Raw genomic sequence first — 25,004 nt, forward strand, 5'->3', positions numbered from 1 at the left:
TGTCAGGATCCCTCGGTCGAGTGTCGGGCCAGTGCATCTACGACGTCACGCAGGGTTCGCATCCGGTCGAGGTCGTCCTCGGTGAAATGGGCGAGGTCGACCCTCGTAGCCTCGCACAGCTCCGTCAGGAAAAGGACCTTGTTCAAGGACGTCAGGGCATAGGAACCGGCCATGTCGGCGTCCAGATCGAGCGCCGTCGGCGCGATGTCGTGGGTCAGCACGGCGGCCAGCTGCTCGCGGGCCGCGGTCTCCAGCTCGGACAGGGTGGATTCAGACAGCATGGATTCCCTCCTCGGGGTCGTGGACGGCGTCGTGGTAGACGTCGAGGATGCGTCCTCGCTTCGGCTTGTACTGCGAGGTGAGCAGGCCGTTGTCGATGGAGAACGCAGGATCCGCGACGATGGCGCGGCCGATCCGCTCGTCGGCGGCGCGCGCTGCGTTGGTGACGGCGAGCCGGGCGGCGATCGCCTTCTCGTCGGCGGGTTCGGTGGCCGGGGACACCACGGCAACCAGCTCGGTCTGTCCCGGACAGAACAGTACGCACTCGGCGATGGCCGGATCGGCTTTCATGTCCTCCTCGATCGGCCGGACGATCACCTTCTTGCCGTTGTCCAGGACGATCACGTCGTCGGCCCGGCCCCGGATGAACAGGAATCCGTCCTCGTCGACATAGCCCAGGTCGCCGGTGCGAACGGTGCCGTCGGGGACGAACACCCGTTCGGAGTCGCCCGGCCGGCAGTAGGCGTAGTGGTCGTTGACCGGGTGCTCGCTGCGGACGCTGACGACGCCGTCCTCCCCGATCAGCACCTCCTTGCCCGGAAGTACCCGGCCGACACTGCCGTCGCGGTGGGCCTTGGGGTGGTTCTTGGTGACGATGCAGGTCTCGTTGAGCCCGTAGCCCTCGTAGATGGGCAGTCCCGCCTCGGTGAAGAAACGGAGCATGCTCGGGGCCGCGGGCGCCGACCCGGTCCACAGATAGCGGATGCGGTCGCCGAAGACGGCCCGCGCCGCCTGCCCCACGGTTCCTCCCTTGCCCGCCCGGCGCATCCTGGCCTGGATCTGCCGCTTGGCGGTCTCGTAGAAGGCCGGGACGCCCATCACCACGGTGGGCCGCACCCGGCGCAGCGCCGCGAACGCGGCCTCGTAGGTGCTGACCGTGACGTCGTGGCCGTGCAGGAGCGCCGAGTAGATCCAGTAGCGCTGCTGGAGCAGGGAGAGCGGCAGGAACACGAACAGGTCGTCACCCGGGACGTGTTCGAAGATCTGCTGCACCGCCCGCAGCGAGCTGTCGATGCTGCCCGCGGTGGCGCCGAGGCCCTTGGGCTCGCCGGTGCTGCCGGAGGTGAACTTGATGGTGGTGACGTCCTTCGGATCCCAGGTCACCGGCGGCAGCGGCGCCCCGTCCAGGTCCACTCGCTGCGCCACCTCGGCCACCTCGCCGATGGGGATCGCGCCGGGCGCCTCGGCGGGCCGGTCGGTGAACAGCAGCCGGATGCCGTAACGCCGGATCAGATCGCCGGTCGGCGCGAACTTGCCCGGCTCGAAACCGGCGGTCTCGGCCTTGAGGCGCAGCGCCGCCAGGTCCAGCAGAACCCATTCCAGACCGTTGGCCGCGAGGATGCCGATCCGGTCGCCGGGGCCGACCCCCTGCCCCATCAGCCACCGGGCGACCCGGCCGGAGCGCCGGTACAGCTCGCGCAGTGTGAGGGTCTGGGTGCCCAGCAGGCTCGCGACACGGATGTGCCCGTCCCCCGGCTCGGCGGCGACGATGCGGCCGAGCGTGTCCTGGGTCATCGGTCCCCCTCCCCCGGGGCGACCTCGGCCGGTCGCGGGCCCGTGCCGGATGTTTCGGCCGGCTGGAAGAAGACGGTCTCGGTGAGCCGTATCTCACTGCCCGGCGCGACCAGTTCCACCGTCCGGGGCCAGTTGGTGGGCTCCGGCAGGCCCAGCGCGGCGGCGAGCCGGCCGGCGAAGCGGGGCATCACGGGCACGGCGACGTGAGCGAGCAGCCGGGCCGCGGCCAGTTCCAGCGCGACGGCGGTGCGGGCCTCGTCCTGCCAGCCGGCGCTCTGCGCGGTGAGCACCTCGTGGCGGGAGAACCGGACCGTGTCCTCGACCAGTCCGTCGAGCTCGGCCGCTGCCTGGTTCAGCGAGAAGCCGTCCGCGCGCAGGCTTCCGCCGACGGCCGCGAGGCGGGTGCCGAGGCGGGCGAGGAAAGCGGAGTGCTCCGGCGTCCAGTTGCCGGCGTCGGGCACCTTGCCGTCGTAGTGCTTGGCGACCCGCGCGCCCAGGTCGTGCAGCCAGCGCTGCCAGGTGCCGATCAGGGTCTGGTCGAGCGTGCTGGCGTAGTCCGCGCGGCGGAAGTTGGTGCGCTCTCCCTCGGGCCGGGAGCGGGAGAGGAAGTAGCGCACGGCGTCGACGGAGTCGGGGGTCAGGATCTCCTTGCCCCAGATGGCGTGGCGCCGGCTCGTCGAGAACTTGCCGCCCTCCAGCAGGTAGAACTCGTTGACGTGGTAGTCGATGTCCGGCTCCCAGTCGGGGTGGGCCAGCCGGTAGAGCACCGGGTAGAGCACGGAGTGGTAGAAGCTGTTGTCGTAGCCGAAGAAGTGGACGATCTTCCAGTCCTGGCGGGGTTCGGCGGCCTTCCAGTCGCGCCCCAGCCTCAGGCCCAGGGACTGGATGCCGTGCAGGAAGCCGTAGGACATCTCGGGCCAGACCCAGATCACCTGACCGTCGACGTCCGTCTCCGCGGGCGGGACGCCCCACGAGGACGGGTGCGTGAGGGGGATGTCCATGGCGGGACGGGCGAAGAGCCGGTCGCTGAGCTCGCGCAGCCGGGCCGGGACGCGGCCGAGGCGGTGGTGGGCGGCGACCTCGTCGCGGAACAGGTGCAGCGGAAGCGAGTAGCGGGCCAGCGGGGCGCGCCGCGGCTCGGCGGCGGAGCCCGCGGAGCGGGGTTCGGCCAGGTCCACCACGGTGTTGGGCTCGCCGCACTCCTCGCAGATGTTGCCGCTGGTGCCCGAGCCACAGCCGGGGCAGCCGCCCTTGACGTCCACCTCGTAGAGGTACTGCCCGCTCTCGGCGTCGAAGAGCGCGTCCTTCTCGGTGACGGTGGCCCAGCCGGAGGCGACCACGCGGGAGAAGAAGTCGCGCAGGCCGTCGCGGTAGCCGGGCTCCGCGTCGGTGACGGTGTACTGGTCGGGCCTGATGTCCATCAGGTCGAGGGTGCGGGCGATCTCGGCGCTGTAGTGCGCGGCGGTCTCTGCGGGCTCGCGGCCCTCCTGGCGGGCGGCGCCCACCACATAGCTCTGGTAGTCGTCGCTGCCGGTGAGGTGCCAGGCCTCGGTGCCGTTCATGCGCTGGAAGCGGACGAACGCGTCGGCGCCGAGGTAGGGACCGGACAGATGGCCGAGGTGGAGGTCGCCGTTGGGTGTGGGCGGCGTGGAGAAGACGAACACCGGGCGGTCGCCGAAGGCCCGGCGCTCCGCGTTGTCGGCGGACTTCAGGGCGCGCCCCGCATCGCGCCAGTACTGGGTGACGAAGATCAGGTCGGTGTCGCCCGTGTTCTCCAGGACGTGGGTCTCGAAGGGCTCGAAGAGGGCCAGCGTGCCCGGCTCGGCGGGGTGCCTGCGGCCGTCCACGACGAACTCGCCTTGGCCCGCGACGATGACGAAGAACTCGGTCTCGTCGTGCTGATGGCCGGTGGAGGCCTGCCCCGGGGCGACCCGCCCCCAGCCGGCCCCCACGCCCAGCCCCTCGATGCTGCTCATGCGGATGCCGAACGCGTCGTGGAGGGCACGCGTGTCGTAGCGACTGAAGATCATGTCGGATCCTTTCGGGAGGGCGTTCCGACGGCTCGGCAAGGCCTTCGGAAGACGCCCGGGAAGGCTGTTCGGGAACCGGGAAGGGTGCCGGGGTCGCGTCGGTCAGGCGGCGTGCTTGGACAGCAGGCGGACGGTCTCGGCGGCGATGGCCGGTGCCAGGCGGTAGCCCGAGCCGCCGGCGGCACCCGCGAAGAGCAGGCGCCCGTCGTCGGTGAGCGTGCGCACCAGTGGTCCGTCGCCCGGGTTGTAGGCGTCACAGAAGACCCGTCCCGAGCGGCAACGGTCGGCCAGCCGGGGCGCGTAGCGGGCCAGGATCTCCACGGCCTCCGCCCGGTTGGCGGGCGTCAGACCGGGATCGACGGTGTCGGGGTCGACGTCCCACTCGGTGCAGGTGTAGCTGAACAGCCAGTGTCCGCGCGCCCGGTAGGGCAGCAGGAAGGCGTCCTCGTCGTGGAAGAGGATCGCGCCGTCACCGTCGGACGGGACGTCCTCGATGTGCAGCGCCACGATCTTCTTCACGCGCGCCCCGAGCGGTGCCACCAGGTCGCGCCAGGCGGGCTGCGCCAGCCACGGCCCGGGGGCCAGCACCGCCTGTCGTGCGGTGAGCACGTCGCCGGTGCCCAGCGTGAGCCGGACTCCCTCCGCGTCCGGCTCGACGCCGGTCACCGTCACCCCTTCACGGAACTCCACGCGCGGGCGCAGCCCGGCGGCGAGGGCCTGGGTGAGGGCGGGCACGTCCGCGAACTGGCAGCCGTCCCCGGCCCAGGCCGCCGTGCCCTCCGGCAGGGTGACGCCGCCCGACGGCACCTCGTCCACGCGCCGCAGGTTCGACTCGGGCAGGTACACCTCTTCGAGGCGCCGCCCGGCCGATTCGGGCGCGACCACGGTCATCCCGAGCGGGTGGATGGGCAGTCCGGGCCGGTCCGCGGCGAGTTGGGCGTAGTAGCGCTGGCTCTCGGCCGCCAAGGCCCGGACCGCCGGGGTGGCTCCTCGGGGGAAGTGCAGACCCGCGGAGCGCCGGGTCGCGCCGGACGACACCAGGTCGCGGTCCAGCACGGTCACCTCCGCGCCCGGGTCCGCGGCCAGGATCTCGCGCGCGATCATGCATCCGATCACGCCGGCGCCGATCACGGCGATCCGGGTGTTGTGCGTCGGGCTCATGTGTCCCTCCCCGCCCGGGCCCCCATCTTGGTCGACCACTCGATGAACGACGGCAGTTGCTCGTTGCTCGACACCTTGCCCAGCCGGTCGGCGATCCGCTGGCTGCGCCAGGCGTTCAGGCTGAGGTTGGGGTCGGCGAGGCCGCGCTGGCCGCGCGCCGCGTTCTGCACGAAGATCCGGCGGTCGTCCGGCCCGTCCCACAGAACGGCGTAGTCCTCGTCGATGCGCAGTTCGTCGCCGTCCCGCTCCAGCCGGTCGGCGACCGGGTCGAGGAAGTCCATCCGGGTGGGCCGGAAGCCGGTCGCCCAGATCACGACGTCCGCCTCGAACAGTTCCACGGCCTCGCGGTCGTCGTTGTGCCGCGCGGTCACCTGCCATCCGCCGTACAGGCCGGTGGACACGTCGGTCACGTCTCGGTTGGGGTACAGGCCCACCAGGTCGACGTTGCCCTCGACGAACCGGTGCACGTAGGCGCGCTGGTAGATGTCGCGCAGCGTGCTCTCGGAGATGCCGTCGCTGGTGAGGATGTGCCGCTCGTTGAACGCCTGCCGGGCGTCGCGGTCGAGACTGAAGAAGTACTCGGCGTGCGACGGCATGTAGTAGTCGTTGGTGAAGGGCGAGTCATCGATCGGGAAGTAGTTGCCGCGCCTGGAGATCCACGAGACCCGGCGCGGCAGGGCCTTGCCCGGCTGGGAGATCATGTCGAGGAATGCCTCGGCCCCGGACTGTCCGCCGCCGATGACCACTACGCGCTTGCCGCTCAGGTTCCTGGCGTGGTGGAGGTACTCGCTGACGTGGAACTGCGTGGGGCCGAGGGCACCTTGGAACTGCGCCGGGACCCAGGGCTGGCTGCCCACACCGACGACCACGTTGTCCGCGGTGACGGTACGGCGGTCCGTGCGGACCGTGAACACCTCGTCGAAGGTGACCTCTCGCACGGTCTCGCCGAAGGCGATGTTCTTGTTGCAACGGCTGGCCCAGGCCAGGTAGTTGCGGAACTCGGCCCGTGGCACGGCGTCGAACTGGGCGTTGAGGAAGTGGTACAGGCGGCCGTTGTCGTGCAGGTAGGCCAGGAACGAGAAGCGGTTGCGGGGGTCGGCCAGCGTCACCAGGTCCTTGAACAGGGAGACCTGCAAGGTGTTTCCGGGCATCTGCTGACCGTCGTGCCAGCTGAAGGACTCCTTTCGCTCCAGGAACAGATTGGGGACGTCCGGCCGGCCGTACAGCAGTGACGCGAGACTCAGGTTGGCCGGGCCTACGCCGACTCCCAGGCATCGGTAGTGCGTCGGGCCGGAGCGAGTGGGCTCATGAGCCATGTGGGATCTCTCCTTCGGGCGGGTCGCCGCGCTCGATGGTGTGAAGCGGTTCTCGTGCGGTGCCCGGCGGGCTGCCGGACGCGTGCCGAGCGGCCGCCACCGCTCGGCGGCGGCTCGGCGACGCGGTGCCGAGGGGTGTGTGCGGGCGGGGCGCGGGGGTCATGGAGCGACTCCCGGGCGGGCGGGCGGGGTCTGGGTGAATGTCGTGGGCACTCCGTGGGCGTCGAGGAAGCGCACCCAGCGGGCGGCCTCCTCGGGGTCCTCGGCGGCGCGGTTCAGGCCCCTCGGCAGGGCCTCGTCGAGGATGCGGGTCACGCCGTGGGCGAGCGGCAGCGACACACAGCGGGCCATCGCGCTCTCGGTCTCGTCGCCTGTGAGGTCCAGCAGATGGGATCCGCGCCACCGGAGGCCGCCGTCCGTTTCCTGGACGGTCAGCTCGACGGAGAGGACCACCCGGTCCCGGTCGGCCTCCGTGGTCGGGTACCGGTCGGCCAGCTCCTTGGCCAGTGACCGGATCCGGGTCTCGTCGTCGGTCAGGACGGTGTCGAACACCTCGGTCCAGGCCGTGCGCCAGCCGGCGCTGCGCAGGGTGCCCCGGACGAACGTGTGCAGATGCCAGCCGTCCGGGATGCGGTACTGGGCGACGAACGGCAGGCTGTCCCGGTTCGGGTAGACCTCGAACGGCTCCCCGTCCAGGACCAGAGTGCGGGTGGCCTGCCAGGGGTGGCGGACCGTGCGCCGCCTGCCGCCGTCGATGTGCTGCGCGGGCGTGCGGAGCGCGGCCAGGACGCCGTAGGGAGCCCAGCTGAAGCGGTAGCGGAAGTCGTTGGGTTCGGCGGGGATGCCACCGCAGTACGAGGTGAAGGTCACGGACGCCGCACGGTCGCCGACCTCCTCGCGGGCCCGCTCGACCAGCAGGTGACTCAGCACATGGTCGATGCCCGGGTCGAGCCCGGCCTCGGTCAGGACGACGAGGCCGGCGCGGGCCGCGGCGGCCGCCTGTTCGGTGAGCGCCTCGGAGGTGTAGCTGGTGCAGGCGAAGTGGGCCCGCCGGGCGGTGGCCAGCCGGAGCAGGGCCGGGTGTTCGGTCGCGGGCAGCATGGAGACGACCACGTCACCGGGGCGTATCTCCGCCTCCAGGTCACCCGGTCGCAGGGCGCGGGCCTCGGCCCGTCCGGCGAGTCCGAGGGCCGCGAGCCGGCGTTCGGCGCGCTCGGCGGTACGGTCCCACAGCTTGAGTCGCCGGGCACGTTCGCACAGCAGTTCCAGGCCGCTGCGGCCGGTGGACAGCCCCGTCCCGATCCAGTGGACGACACCGCTTGCGGGCACGATCGGGTCACCGGACACGGACGCCCTCCCCTCGGCCGGCACCGGCCGTGTCGGAGGTCGCGGCGCGGAGGGCTTCGGCTCGCTGCGCACCGGAACCGGCCGCTTCCCGCGCCGCGGCCTCACCGAAGGCGCCCAGGCAGCGGGACCAGGGCGAGGTGTCCGCGCCCAGGCCCGGCAGATGGGGCCACAGTTCGGCGGAGAACGACGAACTGGCCTCGGCCGGCAGCAGGGAGGGCAGGTTGTCGATGGCGATGAGGTCCAGCGGACGGTCACCGCCGCGCAGCCGCCGGACCGGCTGCGCCCAGTCGGTCACGGTGTCGTAGACGGGCAGGACGTTGCACTCGGAGCCCACGTCGCAGGTGACGTCGACGACCACGGAGAGGCGCCGCCCGGACGCGTCGAGATCGGCCGGCGTGAGGAACGGCCGCACCGGGCGGGTCACCAGCACGGTGTTGACCAGGATGTCGTGACCGAGCAGGGCGTCCCGGTCCAGGGTGCGGGTCTCCGCCAGGTCCCAGCGGACCGGCGTGATCCCGGCGGTCGTCAGCGCGTCGCACGCTCCCCGGCCGCTGCGGCCCAGGGCCCCGATGACCAGGGCCGTCCCGCCGCCACGGCCGGCCCGCAGCAGGGCGTCCAGTTCCGCCCGGCCCAGGGAGCGCAGCGGCGCCTGAAGGGTGCCGCGTCGGTGCAGGACCGCCAGCGCCGCGCCCAGGTAGCCGGCCCAGTAGCCGAAGGCCGCGAGGCGCCGCCCGTGGTCGTCCGTGAGGTACTCCAGGTCGAGCAGCGCGCCGCCGCCCGCCGTGAACCGGCCGAGCAGCTCCCGGGCGCCCTGCTGGCCCTTGTAGGCGTGACCGAAGTACACGTGCCGGTGGCGCAGCGGGCCCGGCAGCGCGGGCAACTCCTTCAGGCCCAGGACGTGATGGTCCCCGGGGGCCCCGGTCCAGCTGCCGGCCGGTGCGGTGGCGCAGCCCGCGCGGACGTAGTCGGCGAGCGGGAAGACGCGCTGAGGCGACTCCTCGACGGTGATCTGGACGCCCTGGCTCACCAGGCGCGCGGCGTCGCGCGGCACGAGCGGCGCTCGGCGTTCGGTGGGGCGGCTCTCGTGCCGCAGCCACAGGCGGGGCAGGTCCGACATCAGTGCTGCTCCTCGAAGGGGTAACGTGCCCCGGCCCGGCGGACGCGGGCCGGGTGGACCGCTGTACGGGTCGGGGTGGTCAAGCTCGTGCTCCTTGCGGGTGGGCGGGGCCCGGCGGGCGGCCGGGGTGGCGGGCCGTCATCCGGCGAGGGCGGCACGCCGTACGTCCAGGGCGTCGGCGATGGCCTGGCGCAGCACGTCGGTGGCGCCCTCGTAGATGCGCAGCGAACGGATCTGCCGGTAAAGGCGTTCGGGCACGCCGCCCTTGACCACTCCGGCCGCGCCGAAGAGCTGCACGGCCGCGTCGACGACGTGCTGCGCCGCCTCCGTGGCATGGACCTTGGCGATATGGGAGTGGCGGGCGAAGCCGCGGCCGCCCCGGTCGCAGTCCCATGCGGCGCGCGCGACCAGCAGTGCGGCGGCGTTGATCCGGACCTCCATGTCCGCGAGTGAGCCCTTCACCGTCTGGAGGTCGAAGAGCGTGCCGCCGTAGGCGTCCCGGTTCCTGGTGTGGGCCAGCGCGGCGTCGGCGGCCCGGCGGGCGAAGCCCACGGCTGCGGCGCCGACGGTCATGCGGAACCGCTCCAGCATGTCGACGGCGACGACGAAGCCCCGGCCGGGCCGGCCGAGCACGGCCTCGGCGGGCACCTGGCAGTCCTCGAAGGACAGATGCCCGAAGGAGCGGGGCGCGATGGCCTCGAGCCGTTCGCTCACCCGCACGCCGGGGGTCTCGGCGGGCACCACGAAGGCCGTGAGGCCGAGGGGTCCCGGTCCCTCCCCGGTGCGGGCGATGACGACGAACAGGTCGGCGATGGTGGCCTGGGCGATCCACGCCTTGCTGCCGTTGAGGACGTAGCCGCCGTCCTCGGTGCGCCGGGCGCTGAGCCGCACCGCCGCGAGGTCCGAACCGGCCTGCTTCTCGGAGACGGCGAAGGCGCCGACGATCGAGCCGTCGGCCATACCGGGCAGGTAGCGCTTGTGCTGCTCGGCGTCGCCGAACCGGATGATCGGGGTGGCGGACAGGGACTGGATGGAGTACGCGAAGTCGGCGAGGTCCTCGGCGTAGGCGAGTGCTTCCCGGCCCAGGCACAGGGCGCGCAGGTCACCGGGCAGCCGGTGGGGCGCGGTCTGGGGGTCGAGCGCGGCGAGCCAGCCGTCCTCCCCGAGGAGGCCCACCAGGCGCCGCCCGGCCTCGTCCGGATCCATCCGGCGCACGGCCTCCCAGAGCGGGCCGTGGCCGTCGCACCAGACACCGATCTCCTCGGCGAAGCGGCGGTGTTCGTCGTCGTAGAAGGGAAGCGCGAGAGCTTCGGGGTCGAAGCTCGTGGTGATGTCCACTGGGGAACTCCGTGCGGGTGAGGACCAGGGCCGCGGGGCGGCCCGGCCGGTTCGGATGACCGGATCGGGCGTCGGGCCGGGCGACGGGTCCGGGCCGGGGTGGCGCGGGCCGGCCGGGCCGGTGTCGTCCGTCAGGAAGCCAGCGCCGCCCGGGCTATGGCGTCGGCGTCCTCGAGGATCACCGAGCCGACCCCGGGGCGGATCCCCGCGGCCGTCGCCCAGTGCACGAACTCGGTGGGCACTCCATAGGCGAACCGGCGCGGATGAGGCACGCCCGAGGCGCCCACCACCCGGTAGGGGCGCGGGGTGACGTCGAGTCCGCCGGTCTCGTAGGCGCCGCCGGAATCCGGAATGCGATACGGGCGGCACTGTCCGGTCTTCAGCAGGTGCCGCAGCAGCGGGTTGCCGCTGCGGTGCAGGTCCACGTCGGGGATGCGCGCCTCGATCAGCGTGGTGGCGCGCACCTCCGAGCCGGGTATGGCGTCGGATCCGATGAGGAAGCCTTCTCCGCGGGGGTCCGGCCGCACCCGGGTGCGAGGGCCGACGGCCTGGAGGACGCCGCAGTCGACGAGCGCGATCATCTCCTCGACACGGGACAGGGGCGGGCCGATGGACAGATAGGCGTTGAGCGGCGTGAACCAGCCCACCACGTCGTCCCGGTAGGAGGAGCCGGTGATCCCGGCGTGGTCGATGGCCAGGCGGACCTCGTTGCGCAGGTCGCGCAGGACGTCCAGGGCCGCCTTGAGCGGGTTGTCCACGTTGCCGCCGCGGGCGTGCCCGGCGTCCTCGCGCAGGTAGTCGAGCAGCCACCGGTTGAAGTCGGCCCGGTCCGCGAACTCGCGTCGGCCGTAAGGGCGTTCGACGCGCGCCCAGTCCCACTCGTCGGCCGCGGTCACCCCGTGACGGCGCAGCACGGCGGTCCGCCCGGGCGCGGGGGACGCCAGGTACTCGGCCAGGAACCGGTCGGCTGTGCTCCGGTCGGTGCGCTGGGCCACGAGCGCCCGGTGGTAGACCGTGCGCACCTCCGCGTCCAGCAGCGGCCATACGTCCTGGCGGAAGGTCGCTTCGGGGGTGGCGCGGATCCGGCGGACCGCGTCCAGGGTGAGGAACAGCGGTTCGTGTCTGCCTGTCGGCCCTTTCTGGTTCTCCCCGCGCGCCTGGTAGGGCACTCCGCGGCGGGATCCCGCGTAGAGCGCGGGTTCCTGGCCGGAGGGGAGGTATTGCAGCCCGTCGGGGGTCTGGACGAACTTCCCGCCCCGGCCCTCGGTGAGCAGGGAGAGGACGTCGAAGAACGCCAGTCCGAGGCCGCGCAGGCCGACCGGCTCGCCGGAGGCGATGCCGTCCAGGTCGAGGTCAGCGGGGTTGGCCGCGGGCAGGTAGCGCAGCCCCTGGCGTGCGGCGAAGGCCGCGAGCCGCCGCTCCTCGGCCGCCGGCTCGTTGGGGCCGTGCCCGAGGGACAGCACGACGGCGTCCAGGCCCGTGATGCGGGTGCCGTCGTCCAGGGTGAGGCACTGGCCGGTCGCATCCTCGTCCAGGGCGACGGCCGTGGCCGGGTGGACGACGATGCGGAGGGTGTCGGGTGCGGTCTCCACGAGGTGGGAGAACACCCATTCCAGATAGCGGCCGTACTGTGCGCGGGAGGGGTAGTCGTCGGGCCCGAGCTGCTCCGCCCCCGCCCAGCCCTTGCCGGTTCCGGACTCGGCCCGCTGAAGCCAGTCGTACAGGCTGGGGCCGGGCCGTACGGGCCCGGCGCAGTGCACGCTGTCGTCGGTGAACTGGCTGACCTGCGAGGTCACCGTGTTCATCAGCAGGTGATGGGACTGCCGAGTGCGCCACGTGTGCCCCGGCCCGGGCGGGCAGGGGTCGACCACATGGACCGACAGCCGGCGCTCGCCGGTGTGGTTGGCACATAACCGCTCAAGGACCGCGAGGCCTCGCGGACCGGCGCCCACGACGCAGATCGCCCTGGTCGGCTGCGGCAAGGTCACATCTCCTTCCTTCGGTCCGCCCGAGCGAAACGAGCGCCGGGCACGGTACGGTGAGGACTTTTCCTACTTCGCCGCGGCGCGCCGCGCGGCTTCTTCGGCGAATTCGCCGAAGGTCATCGCCGGCAGCTTTTCCATCTCCTCGTCGGAGAATTCGACGCCGTGATTGTCGAGCTGCATGACGAGTTCCGCTATCGACAGCGACTCCAATTCGAGACCGCCGTCACCCAGTGGGGTTTCGTCGGTCACCGACTCCGTGTCGAAGTGCATGTCCCGGAGCGTGTCGATCATTACTTTCCGCAGGTCAGAGGACATTCTGCAAACCTCCTGTCGAGGATGTGGACACCACGGGGAACGCCTCGGTATTTCGCCGGGCGCAAAGGGAGATGTACTCCGGGAAGCTCCGTAAGAGCTCGTGAAGCACACAGGACGAGGGGGAAGAATTTCCACCCCTCCAGCCAGACCGGCCGGTCGGTGTGCAATGCCAGCAAACCACATTCCAGCCGGAACATGAAGAGCCGTGGAGCATTTTTTCGGACAGTCTGCGGCCGCCCGGAAAAGGACGGCGGGGTGCTAGAAGTCGATTTCCAGGTCGGTGAGCGGATAGGCGACGCAGCAGTGGGCGAAGCCGAACTGGCGGTCGGAGGCGCGCAGTCGCGCCTCCTCGGCGTGGAACACCTTTCCGGAGCACACCCGTACGCGGCACAGGGCACACTCCCCCGAGCGGCACGAGGCCTCCGGGCGCAGGCCGTTGTCCTCCAGCGCGTCGAGCAGCGGCCGTCCGCGCGGCACCCTGACGCTTCCCCGGCCCCGCACGGTGACGGTGACCTGCTCCGCCGGGTCGAGCTCCGCCGGCCAGCGGGGGTCGGCCGGTGGTGGCAGGGCGACGCTGTTGGCCTCCAGGCGGATCCGGCGGCGTGGGTGCCCGAGCGACTCCAACTGCCGTACGAGATACGCGTACTTGCCGGGTGGCCCGCACAGATACGTCATCCGCCCGGCCAGCGGGCCGGCCAGCCGGGAGATCAATGCGGCGTCGAGCGGCCCGACCTCCCCCGTCCAGTCGGGACCGGGGTCGGAGATGACGTGGTGGACGGTGATGTCAGGGTGTTCCCGTGCGGCGGCGTCCAGTTCGTCGTGGAAGATGATGTCGTCCGCGCGCCGGGAGCCGTAGACGAGTGTCATACGACGGGACAGGCCGTGGTCGACGATGTCCCGGATCATGCTCATGGCCGGCGCGACCCCGGAGCCGCCGGCGAGGAAGACGACGTCGTCGCCGTGGAACAGCGGGTCGTGGTAGAAGGTGCCGATCGGCCCGCCACTGGTGAGCCGGTCGCCGGCCTTGACGGTGTCGATCAGATGGTTGCTCACCCGTCCTCCCCGCAGCCGGCGCACGGTCAGGTCGTAGTGGTCGAGCACCGCGGGACTGGAGGAGATGGAGAACGCACGGCTCGTCAGGACGTCGCCGACCCGTACCTGGAGGCTGATGTACTGGCCGGCCAGGAACGGCGGCAGCGGGCGTCCGTCGGTGCGCCGCACCCGGAAGGTCTTCGTCGTCACGGTCTCCTCGACGACCTCCGCCACCGTCAGATCCAGGACCTTCGGGTGATACGGCGTGATCTCCTCCCGGGCGTCGGCCGGATGGTCCGCGCCGGCCGTGCCGCGCCGCTCGATCTCCGCGACGACGTCGTCCGCCCCCTCGAACAGGTGGGCCAACGGATTGGTGGACGTTGACATGTCTGACTCCGCTCGATGGTGCGTCACAGGACGGCCAGCAGCCGCCGGCACAGCCGGGCCGCCGTCACGATGGTCGAGTTGTAACCGCCGGCCGTGACCCAGTTGCTGACCAGGACCAGTCCCGGAACGTTTGGCTTGAGGTCGTCCTCGTGGAACAGCCAGCTGTCCATGGCGTCCTGGTCGAAGCCGTAGATGGCGCCGCCGGGCTGGCTGAGGTAGCGCTTGAAGGTGAGCGGGGTGGCGATCTCGGCCTCCTCGATCACATCCCGCACCCCGGGTGCGATGGCCTTGAGCAGATCGAGCAGCGAGGCCGCGTACGCGGACTTCGCCTGCTGGTAGTCCCGCACCGGGACCGCTTCCCATGGGTCGGCGTACTGGATGGTGACCAGGTTGACCTGCGAGGCGCCGGGCGGCGCGAACCCGGTCGGCCGGACGTCGTAGCAGCTGGCGAGCAGGAAGGGGGCGGGCTCCAGCGAACGCATGCCCCGGGCCACGGTGCGCTCGTCCAGGCCGGTCGTGAGGAAGTTGGTCGCCGTGGTGAAGCCGAGTTCCGCCGCGGGCGCGTCCAGGCCCAGATACAGCGCGGTGGCCGACGGGCCCATGCGCCGGGAGCCCAGATCCCGCAGGACACCGGCCGGGACGTCCGCAGGGTCGAGCAGCCGGGTGTACGTGGTGCTCGACGGCGCGTTGGACACCACCAGCCGGGAGGAGACGGTCGCTCCGTCGTCCAGGCGGACCCCTACGGCCCTGCCTCCCCGGGTGACGATCTTCTCGACGCTCGTGTTGAACCGGACCTCGCCGCCGGCTTCCAGGAAGGACTCCAGCATCGCCGAGGACAGGGCCTGGCTGCCGCCCACGATCTGGTACGGCTTGGTCTCGATGAAAAGCGCGAGCAGCCGCGCCATGTCCATGAACGACATACGGGACGGCAGCTGGCCGTTGTAGCTCCAGTACGACGACAGCACGAACTTCAGGCGTTCGTCGGTGAAGAACTCGTCCAGCACCTCCCGGTAGGTCCGCAGGCCGTAGCGGCGCACGTCGGACAGCCCGGACAGCCACTCGACCTGCTCCTTGAGCCGGTGCAGGTTGGCGCGGGCGGTCAGCTGCCACAGGCCGACGTCACGCACGATCTCCAGAAAGCGGGTGAGCGCGGCGCGGTTGCCGGGGTAGTGGCTGTCGAGCACGTCCACCGCACCCTGCCAGTCGGCGGGCAGTGTCACATCGAGCACACCGGGCACGACCGTCCGGTACAGCTCGTCGTCCTGGATGAGCCGCAGCCTGCGCGTCACATCCATCTCGTCCAGTATCTCGCGCAGGGGGCCGGGGCCGCCCATGCCGCCGAGCTGGTGCAGGGACACCTCGAACTCGAAGCGGCCCCGGACGAACGAGGTGGCCGCGCCGCCCGGGACGTTGTGGCGCTCCACCAGCAGCGTCCGCTTTCCTCCGCGCTGCAGCGTGGCCGCGGCGCTCAGCCCGGCGTTGCCCGCGCCGATGACGATCACGTCGTAGTCGACGCTCATTCCATGTCTCCCTCCGGTGACCGCGGTGGTCTACCCTCCGGTGACCGGGGAGGCGGGCCGGCCGCCTCCCCGGTCAGGACGCGGTGCCTGTCAGCACCCGCCGACCATCGACTTGGCCTTGTCCCGCACGATGCGCTTGAGGACCTTGCCGGTGATGCCGACCGGGATGGTGTCCTCGTCGACGACGACCGCCTTCGCCATCTCGGGCAAACCGAGCTTGGACAGCGCCGCGTTGACCCAGGAGGTCGGATCCTCCGGCGCCTTCGTCCCCTCGACGAGGGTGAGGAACACATGGGTCTCGGCCACCCCGTCGTCCTCCCAGCCGAATTTCACGCCCTCGTCGGCCATGCCGACCACCGTGCAGTCGCGGATCTCGGGGTACTCCCCGAGCAGGACCTCCTCGGTGTAGGCGCTGTACACGATGCCCGCCTTGGTGCGGATCGCGTCGGTGGTGCGGTCCAGGTGGTAGAAGTTGTTCGCGCCGTCGCGGTAGACGAGGTCGCCGGTGAGGAAGTAGCCGCCGAGCCACTGCTTGTGCCAGCGGACGTTGTCGTTCCAGAAGCCCGGGGTCAGCGACCGGGACCGCACACCGAGCCGTCCGACCTGTCCGGGCGGCAGCACCGTGCCGTCCTCGGAGAGCGCTGCCGCCTGCGCGAAGCGCATCGGGCGGCCGATGCAGCGGCCGATGTTCTGCCCGCCGGCGCGGTGGGCGAAGTCGAACAGCACATAGCCCATCTCGGTGGAGCCGAACATATCGATGAAGATCGCGCCGGGGGCCGTGTGGGGCTTCAGGTCGCGGCCCGTCACGGTGTGCGAGCCCTTCTCCAGCAGGCGCTTGATGTGCACCAGGTGCGCGGCGTCCCCGGAGACGTAGTACGCCTCGACGCTCGACAGGTCACGGCCCGCCAGGTCCTCGGCCGCCATCTCCGCGAAGGTGTGGGTGAAGCCGAACACGATGGTGGGGCGGTGCTTCTCGATGCCGTCCAGAACGGCGGGGCCGCTGGGGTCGGTGTAGTGCACCAGCGGCGCGCCGAGCACCAGGCCGAGCAGGGTGTTCGACATCGCCGACACATGGTGGCCGGGCAGCGCGAGCAGCCGCTTGCGGGTGCTGCAGTCCTGGCCGTCCTCCAGCCTGCTGAGCGCGCCGTGGAAGAGCGTCTCGTGGGTGTGGAAGGCGGACTTGGGGATGCCCGTGGTGCCCGAGGAGTGGGAGATCAGGATCGGGTCGGTCGGGGTGTGGCGGAACGGGTAGTTCTCCGGCCGGTGCGCCCGGTGCTCGGGGGTGATCTCCGACTGGAGCGCCACGAACTTCGGCGCGGGGTCGTCGTCGAGGTGCTGGAGCAGGTCCTTGTGCCACGGCTCCCGGGTCATCACGCCGACCACCTGCTGGCGGCGGATGTACTCATGGCGTACCTCGGGCGGCATGTTCGCGTTCACCAGGGACGCGATCGCGCCGAGACTGGTGAGCGCCATCAGATTGAGGGCGAAGTCGGTGATGGAGGTGGAGACGATGGCGACCGCGTCCTTCGCCCGCACTCCCGCCTGGTGGTAGAAGCCTGCGTAGGTGGCGACGGCCTCCTGAAGCTCGCCGATCGTCAGCACCTCCGGGTGGTCGCCACAGGGCGCGCGCCAGGAGCCGTCCGTCCACAGCACCTGCTCGTCCAGGGACCGTCCGTACCCGGTGAGCCGGTGCAGCACGTTGCCCGCACCCAGAGCCCTGTCCGCGAGAATCTTCTGACGGAGTTCCTCACTGATCATCATCTGGCAGTCTCCTAGTCTTCCCGATCGTGCGACGGGGTGGGATGGGTGTACGGGTGCGGGGGCGTGGTGGCCGGCACGGGGCCCTCGGTGGCCACGGTGGTGGCCCGGTCCACGGCGCGGTCGGTGAGGGGGAGGGCCGCTCCCAGGTAGTCCTCCGGGGCGAGCAACTGCTCGAGGGGGGTGGACAGACCGTCCGCGTGTCCGGTGTCCTTCAGGGCCAGCCGCAGCGCCTCGGCCAGCGGAACACCGGCCTCCGTGGAGCGCACCGCACGGGTGACGGTCTCCTTCGCCTGACGTCGCCCGAGGTCCGGGGAGAGCGCGACGGACAGCCGCTCGGCGACCAGACCGGTCCCGGTCAGCCCCAGGTTGGCGCGGACCCGCTCCTCGGAGACGACCAGGCCCTCGGCGAGTTCGGCCGCCGTGTGCGCCGCGCCGCCGGCCAGCCGCAGGCACTCACGCAGCGGCTGCCACTCGGCGTGCCACGCCCCGGCGGGCCGCTCGTCCTCGGTGACCACCGCCTGCTGGAGGACCAGCGCGTACACCGGCAGTTGGCGCGCCGCCGCAGCGACCAGCGTGCTGAGAACCGGGTTGCGCTTCTGCGGCATCGCGGAGGACTGGCCGCGGCCCGCCGCTGCCGGCTCCGCCACCTCGGCGATCTCCGTGCGGGACAGCACCAGGACGTCCGCGGCGAACTTGCCGAGCGCTCCGCCCACGAAGGCCAGGACGCCGGCCAGATCGGCGATCGGGGTGCGGACGGCCTGCCAGGGCAGCGCGGTCCCCGCCAGCCCCAGCTCGTCCGCGACCAGCTCCACGAGCCGCAGTTCGGGGTGGAACCCCGGAACACCGGCGGCTCGCAGGTGGTCGTGGTAGGCGGACAGCGTGCCGGCCGCGCCGCCGAGCGAGACGGGCAGGCGGCGGTCGAGCAGCGCGCCGACCCGGTCGTGGGCGTCGGCGACCAGGGTGAGCCAGGTGGCGGCCCTGAGCCCGAACGTGGTCGGCACGGCATGCTGGGTCAGCGTCCGCGCGGCGGCGGGCGTGGTGCGGTGGTCGCGCGCCAGGGCGGCCAGGGCCGCGCGGATCCGGCCCAGGTCGTCCCGCAGCAGTGTGAGCGCCCGGGTGGCGACCAGCATGGCCGCCGAGTCCAGGACGTCCTGGCTGGTGGAGCCGGCGTGGACGTGCCCGGCGGCCTCCGGGGAGATGTCCGCGACCAGCTCGGTGAGCCTCTTGACGAAGTACACGACCGGGTTGGCGGCCTCCCGCCCCCGGCGTGCCAGGTCCACCAGAGCGAGCCGTCCGCTCGCCCCCGCCTCGCGTATGGCCGCCGCCGTGCCCTGCGGCACCGCGCCGAGACGGGCCTGGGCGGTCGCGAGCGCGGCCTCGAACTCGACCATCGCCGACAGCCAGGCCTCGTCCGAGGTGACCGCTTCGACCGGTGTGCCGGCCCAGACGGGCGAGAGCAGTCCGGAGTCGGTTCCGGGCGCCAGGGTCTGTTCCTCGGCGGACATGTCACCTCCTGCTGTTCTGCTCGTTGCGTACGGGATCGGCCAAGTGCCCCGCCGGGCACTCCGTGCGCCGGGCGTGCGGGAGCCGCCAGGCGTTCAGGCGGACGGCCGGGGCGGTGTGGCCCCGGGTCACCACTGCCGTCATCACCCGCGTGGCGGGGACGGCGGGACGGGGCGACGGCACCTCGTACTGATCGGTGCGGCCGCACCACGGCGCACCTCCGGCGTTGCGGATTCCGGCGAGGGCACAGCGGCGCGCCCCGGGCGGTCGGTACAGCCGTACGTCCCGCCCGCCTCGCGCAAGGCCGCGCCCGGTCGCCTTGACCGCCGCCTCCAGCAACGTCCAGGCCGAGAAGAACGCCTCGGGCTCGCCCAGTTCCGCCAGCGCGGGCGTGTGCGGATAGACGGTCCGCAGCACCCTGGCCGGCGACGGAACGGTGCGCATCACCTCGACGTCGACGCCGACCGGCTCGCCCCGGCGCACCGCGACCAGCAGCACACCCGCCGACGTCGACCAGCTGACGTGCCACTGCGGGTGGTCCGGCAGGGCGGGCCTGCCACCCGGCGCGGCCGAGAGCCGTACCGTCGCGGGATGCTCGCCGAGCGTACGGGCGAGCACCCGGCGCACGGTGGAGCGCGCGCGTATGTAGGTGACCGCGGCGGTGGGGCTGCGGAACCGCTCCGCCCGCCGCGCCTCCTCCGCCGACAGTTCACCGCGGCGGGCCTCGTCGTCCCAGGTGTGCTCCGCCGCGCGCAGGTCGACGAGCCAGCCTTCGACACAGGGCGCCGTCGTCCGGTGTCCGGTGGCGGTGTCGTCGTACGTGGTGCGTCCGTTCGTCATGAGCCCGCCGCCCCGCTCATCTCTCCGGCCGTGAAGACCTGGGGCAATGCCGACGGCCGGGAGCCCAGCAGGTGCAGATCGCCGATGACCGGCCGCATCGCCACCACCGCGACGGTGCGCTCGCGGCGGATGTCGCCGTTGTCCGGCACGAAGATCGGCGGTGTCGTCAGCAGGGCGAGGTGGTCCCGTGGGGCTGCCGACTCCGGCAGAGCGCTCAACCGGACGGTGGCGGCGTCCAGTCGGCGCAGCGAGGAGTTCTTGGCGAAGACGTTCAGCTCGTCGAAGGGAATGAACTCGGGGTGGAGGAAATGGTTCGTGTGGACGGTCTGCTTGGCCCGCACCACATGCATCCGCCCGTCCAGGAATTCCGCGCAGGCGGCGCCGCCGGAGTCGCACAGCGTCAGCGAACGGGAGCTGGCGAGCCGCAGCCGCGCGAGCACGTCCAGCGCCTCTTCCACCGACCCGGCGCTGTCCAGGACGTGGCGGACGGCGAGGTAGGGCGGCAGGCCCGGCCGCCACTGCCCGCCCAGGACGAGGTTGATGCCGACCGCCAGGCCGTCGCTGTTCATCCCGAGGTAGCCGAGCAGGCCGCCGAAGCTCAGCATCAGCACACCCCGCCGGGCCCCGGACCTGCTGAGGGACAGGACACAGGTCTGGTCGTCGAGGTTCCCGTTCAGGTCGACCGTCTGGGCCAGGACGGTGTGGGGGCCGCCGCCGTCCACCCGGGCGTAGGTGGTGCAGTCGCCGTTCGGACGGCGGGTGCTGCGGTAGCCCGTGATCTCCCGGCGCAGTTGGAGCAGCAGTGCCTCCTGGTGGCTGATGCCCGCGCCGGCGGCGAGGCCCCGGATCTCCTCGGCCAGATCCGGCGTGGCGGCTTCGATCTCCTTCCGGAAGGCCGTGAGGGTCGGGCTCAGCGAGGACAGGGAGACGGGGGTGTCCAGAAGGTGGTTCATCCGGGCGAGACCGTCGTCGAGGAAGGCGCGCAGCGCCGTGGCGCGGGCCGCGCCGTGCTGCCGCCCGAGCTCGAAGGGGTCACCGGTCAGCCGGAGGAAGGGGGCCGGACCGGTCGCGGTCACCGTGCCACCCCCCGGACGGCGCGGCCGGCGGCCGGCGTACGGCGCGTCGGCCCGGCGGCCGCGGCGGCCCTCATCCCGACCCAAACCATGATTCGGACACCTCTTTTCGACGTCAGGTGAGCTTGCGGAGCAGGACGCCGTGGCGGGCGCCCGGAACGCTGGAGGCCAGCAGATACAGACCGTCGGGCTCCCCCTCGCCCGAGGCGACGAGGTCGACGAGGTTGATCAGGGGGTCGGCGGCGAAACAGTGGCCGAGGCGCTCGATGTTGCCGGTGCGCAACTGCGCGGTGGTGAAGCCCGCCTGTCGTTCCTTCATGGTCACCAGCGGCCGGACCAGGTTGGCGGGAAGCAACGCGGTGATCTTCTCCGGCGGTATTCCGGTCGCGCGCTCCAGTTCCTCGTTGACGGCGACGGCGAGCCGGGAGTCGATCTGGTCTCGCAGCCCGAGCACATCGGCGTCCTGCGCCGAGGCCGACGCCAGGACCGCGAAGCCGTCGGGGCCCTCGTCGGCGCTCACCAGGCAGCTCGCCGCGCCGTCGCTGAACAGCGCGAACTTCTCCAGTCGTGCGGCCTCGTCGGTGATCCGGTCCGCGGTGACCACGAGGATCCGGCGCTGGCTGCCGGCCCGTACGAGCGACGTGGCGACGTGAAGGGCCGCGAGCAGGTTGTTGCACCGGTTGAGCGTCATTCCGCAGGCGAACGACACTCCCGGCAGCGCGAGTCCGTTCAGTACGGCGCCGAGGAACCCGGCGTGGTCGTCGACGGAGCCGGGGAAGGAACTGGTGCACACGATCAGCCCGTCGACCGACGCACGTGCCGTGCCGGACGCCTGCAGTGTGGCGTCGCCGCCGGCGACGGCGAGCTCGACCGTGCTGCGTCCGGTGCGGAAGTAGCTGCCCCAGCCCCAGGTGCGGGGGGCATTGGGGATGCCGTAGTGGGCCGCACGGGCTGCGAGGTTCTCGAGGGCGGTGTGGGGTTCCTCGTTCTCGCCCAGGACGTAGCGGGGCGCGACGAGGAAAGCCGGTGAACTGCTCATCCGTCCTGTATTCCGTTCGATCGGCGGTCGAAGGAGGGATCGTCGGCCGCACTCGGCACGCGTCCCCGTTCGTCATGGGGTCGTTCGTGGGGTCGTTGGCGGGGTCGTCCGCTGACGGGCCGGGTGTCCGCCGATGGCCGGGCGGCGGTGCTCACGGCGAGGGAAGCCGTACGACCGCTCGTGCCTCGCTTAGCACCTTGGTGCCGCCGCTGGTCACCACGAGATCGATGCGGACACGGGCGTCGTCGAGTTTCGCGGCGACCCGGCCGCGGACCTCGACCGTCGCGCCGTCCTCGTCGTCCGGCACCACGACCGGCTTGCTGAAGCGGGTGCGGTACTCGAGGATCGCGCCCGGGTCGCCCACCCAGTCGGTGACCGTGCGGGCGGCCACGGCCATGGTGAGCATGCCGTGGGCGATGACATCGGGCAGCCCGGCCTCGCGCGCCACCCTCGGGTTCCAGTGCACGGGGTTGAAGTCCTCGGAGGCGCCCGCGTACCGCACCAGGTCGGTGCGGGTGACCGTGACCGTCCTGGCGGGGAGTTCCGTCCCGGTCTCCACGTCCTCAGCGCTGATCGTCACGCTGGTCGTCATCGCGCTCACCGCCCTCCACGGCACTCAGGGATACGAAGGTCATGTGTGTGGTGACGACGTGTGAGCCGTCGGCGTCCGCGAGATCGGCGCGCAGACCGAGAACGTCCCGGCCGCGCAGCGTCTGGGCCCCCGTGATCTCCAGGGTGGTGACCAGACGGTCGCCCGCCCGGACCGGCCGTGTGTAGTCGAACCGCTGGTTGCCGTGGATGAGATAGGTCGGGTCGAAGCCGATGTCCTCGTAGCGGAACACCTCCTCCATCGCCCGGGCGACCACGACGAACGGGAAGGTGGGCGGCGCCAGCACATCCGGGTGCCCCAGGCTGTGGGCCGCCGCCGGGTCCGTGTACACGGGAGCGGGGTCGCCCACCGCCTCGGCGAAGCGCCGGATCGTCTGCGGCTCCACGGGGTAGGGCTGTGCGGGCGGGTACGTCGTCCCGACGCACTTCGGGTTCAGCGCCATGTCGCTCCATCGGTGGGAAGTCGAACAGGGTGTCGAGCGGAATACGGCGGGCGGCCTGTGTGCCCGGTCGTCGGCCGTCGCGAGGTGCGGTGGCCGGAGAGTGCGTCCGGTTCCCGGCGCACCGGGCCGGCAGCTCCACGCGGTCTGCGCACGCGGTCGGTTCCGCCGGCGTGGGAGTCGGGTGGGGCGGCCGGGCGGCCGTCACGGTCGGTCGGTCCGGGTGACCGGTGGGTCGGCGGAGTCGGTCGGTGGGCGGAGTCGGTCGGTGGGCAGGGTCAGTCGTCCCAGTGGTCGATGACCTTGCGGCGGATGTCGGGCGGGTACGCCTGCGCGAAGGAACTGTGGTGCAGCCGCCCCTCGCCCCAGGCGGGGAGCAGACCGTCGTGGACCACGCTCGGGCCGCGCATCGCCTTGCGTTCCTCCTCCGAGTAGCAGGCCATGAACGGCAGGACCACGCCGTCCCAGGCCGCGCGCCGGTCCTTCGGATGCAGCCGGGTCGCGAGCGCCCACAACAGGTCGGGCTCGTTCGAGGGGTCGATGTCGTCGTCGAGCACGAAGGTGACGGGCATCATCGCGCTGGGCCCTCCGCTGTTGTGCATGACCTCGCCGATCCGCCGTACGAACTCGGCGGAATCGACGCCCGGGAGGGCGGCACGCCAGTCCTCGGGCACGGTGACCACGGTCCAGTGCATGGCCGCGAGGAACGGCATCCACACCGTGGTGACCGGCAGGCCCGCGCGCCGCAGGGCGTGCAGCACGTTGGCGGCACGTCCGGTACCGGTCACGGTGTGGTACTCGTCGGCCGGCCGGCCCTCGGCGACGATCGGCCAGATCGGCCGGTCGCGGTAGGTGATCGCCTCCACCGAGTACACCGGCTGCAACGAGGTCTGGGTCGAGGCGTATCCGGCGTACTCGCCGAACGGCCCCTCCAGGCTGTCCCGGCCGAGCGAGAGGTGGCCCTCTATCACCACCTCGGCGTGCGCCGGGACTTCCAGGTCCACGGTCTCGCAGCGGACGACGTCGAGCGGCTCGCCGTGCAGCGCGCCGATGTAGCCGGCCTCGTCCACGCCCCGGGGCAGGGGAATGCCGCCCACGAAGGGAATGGCCGGGGCGCCGCCCTGCACCAGGGCGTACGGCATCGGCTCGCCCCGCTCGGCCCAGGCCTGCCAGACCAGGCCGAGGTGCTGCGGGGGCACCACCAGCCCGGTCATGCGCTTGCCGTCGAGCATCATGATCCGTGAGATGGACCAGTTGGTCCACTTCCCGTCGGGCGTCTTGGCGATGATGACGCCCCAGGTGTTGAGGTAGCGTCCGCCGTCCTCCTCGTGGATGCGGGGCACGGCGAAGTGGTCCAGGGTCGCCGCGTCCCCGAGCAGCACGTTCTGCTTGCACGGAGCGTCCTCGCGCGGCACTGTCCGCGGTGGCACGGGCGCCGCGTCGCGGGTGCGCACCAGATGCTCCACCAGCGCCTCGGCGTCGGTCTCGGGCGGCAGGCCCACCGAGAGGGCGAGCCGGGCCAGCGGCATGTCCGGCCGGGCGCTCACACCGGCGGGCGCGCCGAACAGCCGCATCCCGATCCGGTCCTCGGCGACGTGGGTGAACAGGGGGGCGGGAGCTCGTAGTTCGTACGAGCGCCGGGTGTGGGCCGCCGCTTCCAGATCCGCGCTCACCGGCCGGCTGATGGTCTTCAGATCGCCGAGGGCGGCGAGTGCGTCGGTGTACTCACGCAGATCGACGATATGGCTCATGGGGTCGGCCCTCCGGGGGAGTTCGCGATGACGGGCTGACGGTCGAGGCCGGCCGCGGGCAAGGTGGCGTCCGGCAGCCCCCGCCACCGGCGGGCACGGTGCGAGGCGATACCGAACTGGTCGAGGACCCGGGCGACGATGTGGTCGACCATGTCGTCGACGGTGGACGGACGGTTGTAGAAGGTCAGCATCGGCGGCAGGACCACCGCGCCCATCCGGGACAGCGCCAGCAGGTTGTCCAGGTGGATGTCGCCGAGCGGGGTCTCACGGGGCACGAGGACGAGCTTGCGCCGTTCCTTGAGGGTTACGTCGGCGGCCCGGGCGACGAGGCCGTCGGCGTACCCGGTCCTGATGGCGGCCAGGGTCTTCATGCTGCACGGCATGACGACCATGCCGTCCATCGGGAAGGAGCCCGACGAGATCGCGGCCCCCTGGTCGTCGGGGGCGTACGACACATCGGCGAGCGCGCTCATCTGACGTGCCGTCAAGTCGCTCTCGACCTTCAGGGTCGAGCGCGCCCACCGGCTCATCACCAGGTGCGTCTCCACCTCCTCGTGGAGCCGCAGCTCCTCGAGCAGCCGGACGCCCAGGACCGCCCCGGTGGCACCGGTGATGGCCACGACCAGTCGCATCGCCTTTACCTCGC

The 25,004-nt window shown here is 71.8% G+C and carries 21 protein-coding genes; all 21 read right to left on the reverse strand.

The genetic code is table 11. From position 1 onward, the window contains the following. Positions 1–2: 2 nt before the first annotated feature. The 21 genes from ABZ876_RS23270 to ABZ876_RS23370 all read right to left on the reverse strand — a co-directional run bounded on the left by ABZ876_RS23270 (position 3) and on the right by ABZ876_RS23370 (position 24,990). A complete protein-coding gene (locus ABZ876_RS23270; RefSeq protein WP_361784322.1) occupies positions 3–281 on the reverse strand; it encodes an acyl carrier protein in 279 nt (92 codons plus the stop codon). Beyond that, complete coding sequence (locus tag ABZ876_RS23275) at positions 271–1,794, reverse strand: AMP-binding protein (protein ID WP_361784325.1); 1,524 nt, start codon at positions 1,792–1,794, stop codon at positions 271–273. The genes ABZ876_RS23270 and ABZ876_RS23275 overlap by 11 nt, the downstream gene beginning before the upstream one ends. Beyond that, positions 1,791–3,824: a class I tRNA ligase family protein gene (locus tag ABZ876_RS23280; protein WP_361784328.1), complete on the reverse strand. Its 2,034-nt coding sequence runs from the start codon at positions 3,822–3,824 to the stop codon at positions 1,791–1,793. The genes ABZ876_RS23275 and ABZ876_RS23280 overlap by 4 nt, the downstream gene beginning before the upstream one ends. Before the next feature lie 102 nt (positions 3,825–3,926). Next, positions 3,927–4,985, reverse strand: a complete 1,059-nt coding sequence (locus ABZ876_RS23285; protein ID WP_361784331.1) for an FAD-dependent oxidoreductase — start codon at positions 4,983–4,985, stop codon at positions 3,927–3,929. Further along, complete coding sequence (locus tag ABZ876_RS23290; RefSeq protein ID WP_361784333.1) at positions 4,982–6,301, reverse strand: SidA/IucD/PvdA family monooxygenase; 1,320 nt, start codon at positions 6,299–6,301, stop codon at positions 4,982–4,984. The genes ABZ876_RS23285 and ABZ876_RS23290 overlap by 4 nt, the downstream gene beginning before the upstream one ends. Before the next feature lie 159 nt (positions 6,302–6,460). Further along, complete coding sequence (locus tag ABZ876_RS23295; RefSeq protein ID WP_361784336.1) at positions 6,461–7,648, reverse strand: saccharopine dehydrogenase family protein; 1,188 nt, start codon at positions 7,646–7,648, stop codon at positions 6,461–6,463. Next, entirely contained in the window at positions 7,638–8,765 is a 1,128-nt protein-coding gene (locus ABZ876_RS23300; RefSeq protein ID WP_361784339.1) for a saccharopine dehydrogenase, read from the reverse strand. The genes ABZ876_RS23295 and ABZ876_RS23300 overlap by 11 nt, the downstream gene beginning before the upstream one ends. Before the next feature lie 138 nt (positions 8,766–8,903). Continuing rightward, complete coding sequence (locus ABZ876_RS23305; protein WP_361784342.1) at positions 8,904–10,103, reverse strand: acyl-CoA dehydrogenase family protein; 1,200 nt, start codon at positions 10,101–10,103, stop codon at positions 8,904–8,906. A 131-nt stretch (positions 10,104–10,234) separates the two neighbouring features. Continuing rightward, entirely contained in the window at positions 10,235–12,091 is a 1,857-nt protein-coding gene (locus tag ABZ876_RS23310; RefSeq protein ID WP_361784345.1) for an FAD/NAD(P)-binding protein, read from the reverse strand. A gap of 63 nt (positions 12,092–12,154) precedes the next feature. Further along, positions 12,155–12,358, reverse strand: a complete 204-nt coding sequence (locus ABZ876_RS23315) for an acyl carrier protein (RefSeq protein WP_361784348.1) — start codon at positions 12,356–12,358, stop codon at positions 12,155–12,157. A 303-nt stretch (positions 12,359–12,661) separates the two neighbouring features. After that, positions 12,662–13,822, reverse strand: a complete 1,161-nt coding sequence (locus ABZ876_RS23320) for an FAD-binding oxidoreductase (protein WP_361784351.1) — start codon at positions 13,820–13,822, stop codon at positions 12,662–12,664. Positions 13,823–13,845: 23 nt separating this feature from the next. Next, positions 13,846–15,342 carry an NAD(P)/FAD-dependent oxidoreductase gene (locus ABZ876_RS23325; protein WP_361784354.1) on the reverse strand — a complete coding sequence of 499 codons (1,497 nt, stop codon included), beginning with the start codon at positions 15,340–15,342 and terminating at the stop codon, positions 13,846–13,848. A 90-nt stretch (positions 15,343–15,432) separates the two neighbouring features. Continuing rightward, the gene (locus tag ABZ876_RS23330) at positions 15,433–17,103 is read right to left on the reverse strand and encodes an AMP-binding protein (RefSeq protein WP_361784357.1); all 1,671 of its coding nucleotides are present in this window, start codon (positions 17,101–17,103) and stop codon (positions 15,433–15,435) included. An 11-nt stretch (positions 17,104–17,114) separates the two neighbouring features. Beyond that, complete coding sequence (locus tag ABZ876_RS23335; protein WP_361784360.1) at positions 17,115–18,608, reverse strand: lyase family protein; 1,494 nt, start codon at positions 18,606–18,608, stop codon at positions 17,115–17,117. Position 18,609: 1 nt separating this feature from the next. Next, on the reverse strand, positions 18,610–19,446 hold the full coding sequence (locus tag ABZ876_RS23340; protein WP_361784363.1) for a 4'-phosphopantetheinyl transferase superfamily protein: 837 nt from the start codon (positions 19,444–19,446) through the stop codon (positions 18,610–18,612). Further along, positions 19,443–20,522 carry a C45 family peptidase gene (locus ABZ876_RS23345; protein ID WP_361784366.1) on the reverse strand — a complete coding sequence of 360 codons (1,080 nt, stop codon included), beginning with the start codon at positions 20,520–20,522 and terminating at the stop codon, positions 19,443–19,445. The genes ABZ876_RS23340 and ABZ876_RS23345 overlap by 4 nt, the downstream gene beginning before the upstream one ends. A 112-nt stretch (positions 20,523–20,634) precedes the next feature. Continuing rightward, positions 20,635–21,558 (reverse strand): 3-oxoacyl-ACP synthase, encoded by a 924-nt coding sequence (locus tag ABZ876_RS23350; protein WP_361784369.1) that lies wholly within the window; start codon positions 21,556–21,558, stop codon positions 20,635–20,637. A gap of 151 nt (positions 21,559–21,709) precedes the next feature. Further along, positions 21,710–22,150 carry a MaoC family dehydratase gene (locus ABZ876_RS23355; protein WP_361784372.1) on the reverse strand — a complete coding sequence of 147 codons (441 nt, stop codon included), beginning with the start codon at positions 22,148–22,150 and terminating at the stop codon, positions 21,710–21,712. Further along, on the reverse strand, positions 22,122–22,610 hold the full coding sequence (locus ABZ876_RS23360; RefSeq protein ID WP_361784375.1) for a MaoC family dehydratase N-terminal domain-containing protein: 489 nt from the start codon (positions 22,608–22,610) through the stop codon (positions 22,122–22,124). Before ABZ876_RS23360 ends, ABZ876_RS23355 begins: the two co-directional genes overlap by 29 nt. A 275-nt stretch (positions 22,611–22,885) precedes the next feature. Continuing rightward, positions 22,886–24,358 (reverse strand): UbiD family decarboxylase, encoded by a 1,473-nt coding sequence (locus tag ABZ876_RS23365; protein ID WP_361784377.1) that lies wholly within the window; start codon positions 24,356–24,358, stop codon positions 22,886–22,888. Beyond that, positions 24,355–24,990, reverse strand: a complete 636-nt coding sequence (locus ABZ876_RS23370) for a non-oxidative hydroxyarylic acid decarboxylases subunit B (protein WP_361784380.1) — start codon at positions 24,988–24,990, stop codon at positions 24,355–24,357. The genes ABZ876_RS23365 and ABZ876_RS23370 overlap by 4 nt, the downstream gene beginning before the upstream one ends. Between the last annotated feature and the right edge of the window lie 14 nt (positions 24,991–25,004).

Source organism: Streptomyces sp. NPDC046931 (assembly GCF_040644655.1).
Taxonomy (GTDB): domain Bacteria; phylum Actinomycetota; class Actinomycetes; order Streptomycetales; family Streptomycetaceae; genus Streptomyces.

What these genes read in the sequence shown, in the direction of transcription:
- ABZ876_RS23270 (WP_361784322.1), bottom strand. Translation starts at nt 281, where the DNA reads ATGCTGTCTGAATCCACCCTGTCCGAGCTGGAGACCGCGGCCCGCGAG.
- ABZ876_RS23275 (WP_361784325.1), bottom strand. Translation starts at nt 1,794, where the DNA reads ATGACCCAGGACACGCTCGGCCGCATCGTCGCCGCCGAGCCGGGGGAC.
- ABZ876_RS23280 (WP_361784328.1), bottom strand. Translation starts at nt 3,824, where the DNA reads ATGATCTTCAGTCGCTACGACACGCGTGCCCTCCACGACGCGTTCGGC.
- ABZ876_RS23285 (WP_361784331.1), bottom strand. Translation starts at nt 4,985, where the DNA reads ATGAGCCCGACGCACAACACCCGGATCGCCGTGATCGGCGCCGGCGTG.
- ABZ876_RS23290 (WP_361784333.1), bottom strand. Translation starts at nt 6,301, where the DNA reads ATGGCTCATGAGCCCACTCGCTCCGGCCCGACGCACTACCGATGCCTG.
- ABZ876_RS23300 (WP_361784339.1), bottom strand. Translation starts at nt 8,765, where the DNA reads ATGTCGGACCTGCCCCGCCTGTGGCTGCGGCACGAGAGCCGCCCCACC.
- ABZ876_RS23315 (WP_361784348.1), bottom strand. Translation starts at nt 12,358, where the DNA reads ATGCACTTCGACACGGAGTCGGTGACCGACGAAACCCCACTGGGTGAC.
- ABZ876_RS23320 (WP_361784351.1), bottom strand. Translation starts at nt 13,822, where the DNA reads ATGTCAACGTCCACCAATCCGTTGGCCCACCTGTTCGAGGGGGCGGAC.
- ABZ876_RS23325 (WP_361784354.1), bottom strand. Translation starts at nt 15,342, where the DNA reads ATGAGCGTCGACTACGACGTGATCGTCATCGGCGCGGGCAACGCCGGG.
- ABZ876_RS23330 (WP_361784357.1), bottom strand. Translation starts at nt 17,103, where the DNA reads ATGATGATCAGTGAGGAACTCCGTCAGAAGATTCTCGCGGACAGGGCT.
- ABZ876_RS23335 (WP_361784360.1), bottom strand. Translation starts at nt 18,608, where the DNA reads ATGTCCGCCGAGGAACAGACCCTGGCGCCCGGAACCGACTCCGGACTG.
- ABZ876_RS23340 (WP_361784363.1), bottom strand. Translation starts at nt 19,446, where the DNA reads ATGACGAACGGACGCACCACGTACGACGACACCGCCACCGGACACCGG.
- ABZ876_RS23350 (WP_361784369.1), bottom strand. Translation starts at nt 21,558, where the DNA reads ATGAGCAGTTCACCGGCTTTCCTCGTCGCGCCCCGCTACGTCCTGGGC.
- ABZ876_RS23355 (WP_361784372.1), bottom strand. Translation starts at nt 22,150, where the DNA reads ATGACGACCAGCGTGACGATCAGCGCTGAGGACGTGGAGACCGGGACG.
- ABZ876_RS23360 (WP_361784375.1), bottom strand. Translation starts at nt 22,610, where the DNA reads ATGGCGCTGAACCCGAAGTGCGTCGGGACGACGTACCCGCCCGCACAG.
- ABZ876_RS23365 (WP_361784377.1), bottom strand. Translation starts at nt 24,358, where the DNA reads ATGAGCCATATCGTCGATCTGCGTGAGTACACCGACGCACTCGCCGCC.
- ABZ876_RS23370 (WP_361784380.1), bottom strand. Translation starts at nt 24,990, where the DNA reads ATGCGACTGGTCGTGGCCATCACCGGTGCCACCGGGGCGGTCCTGGGC.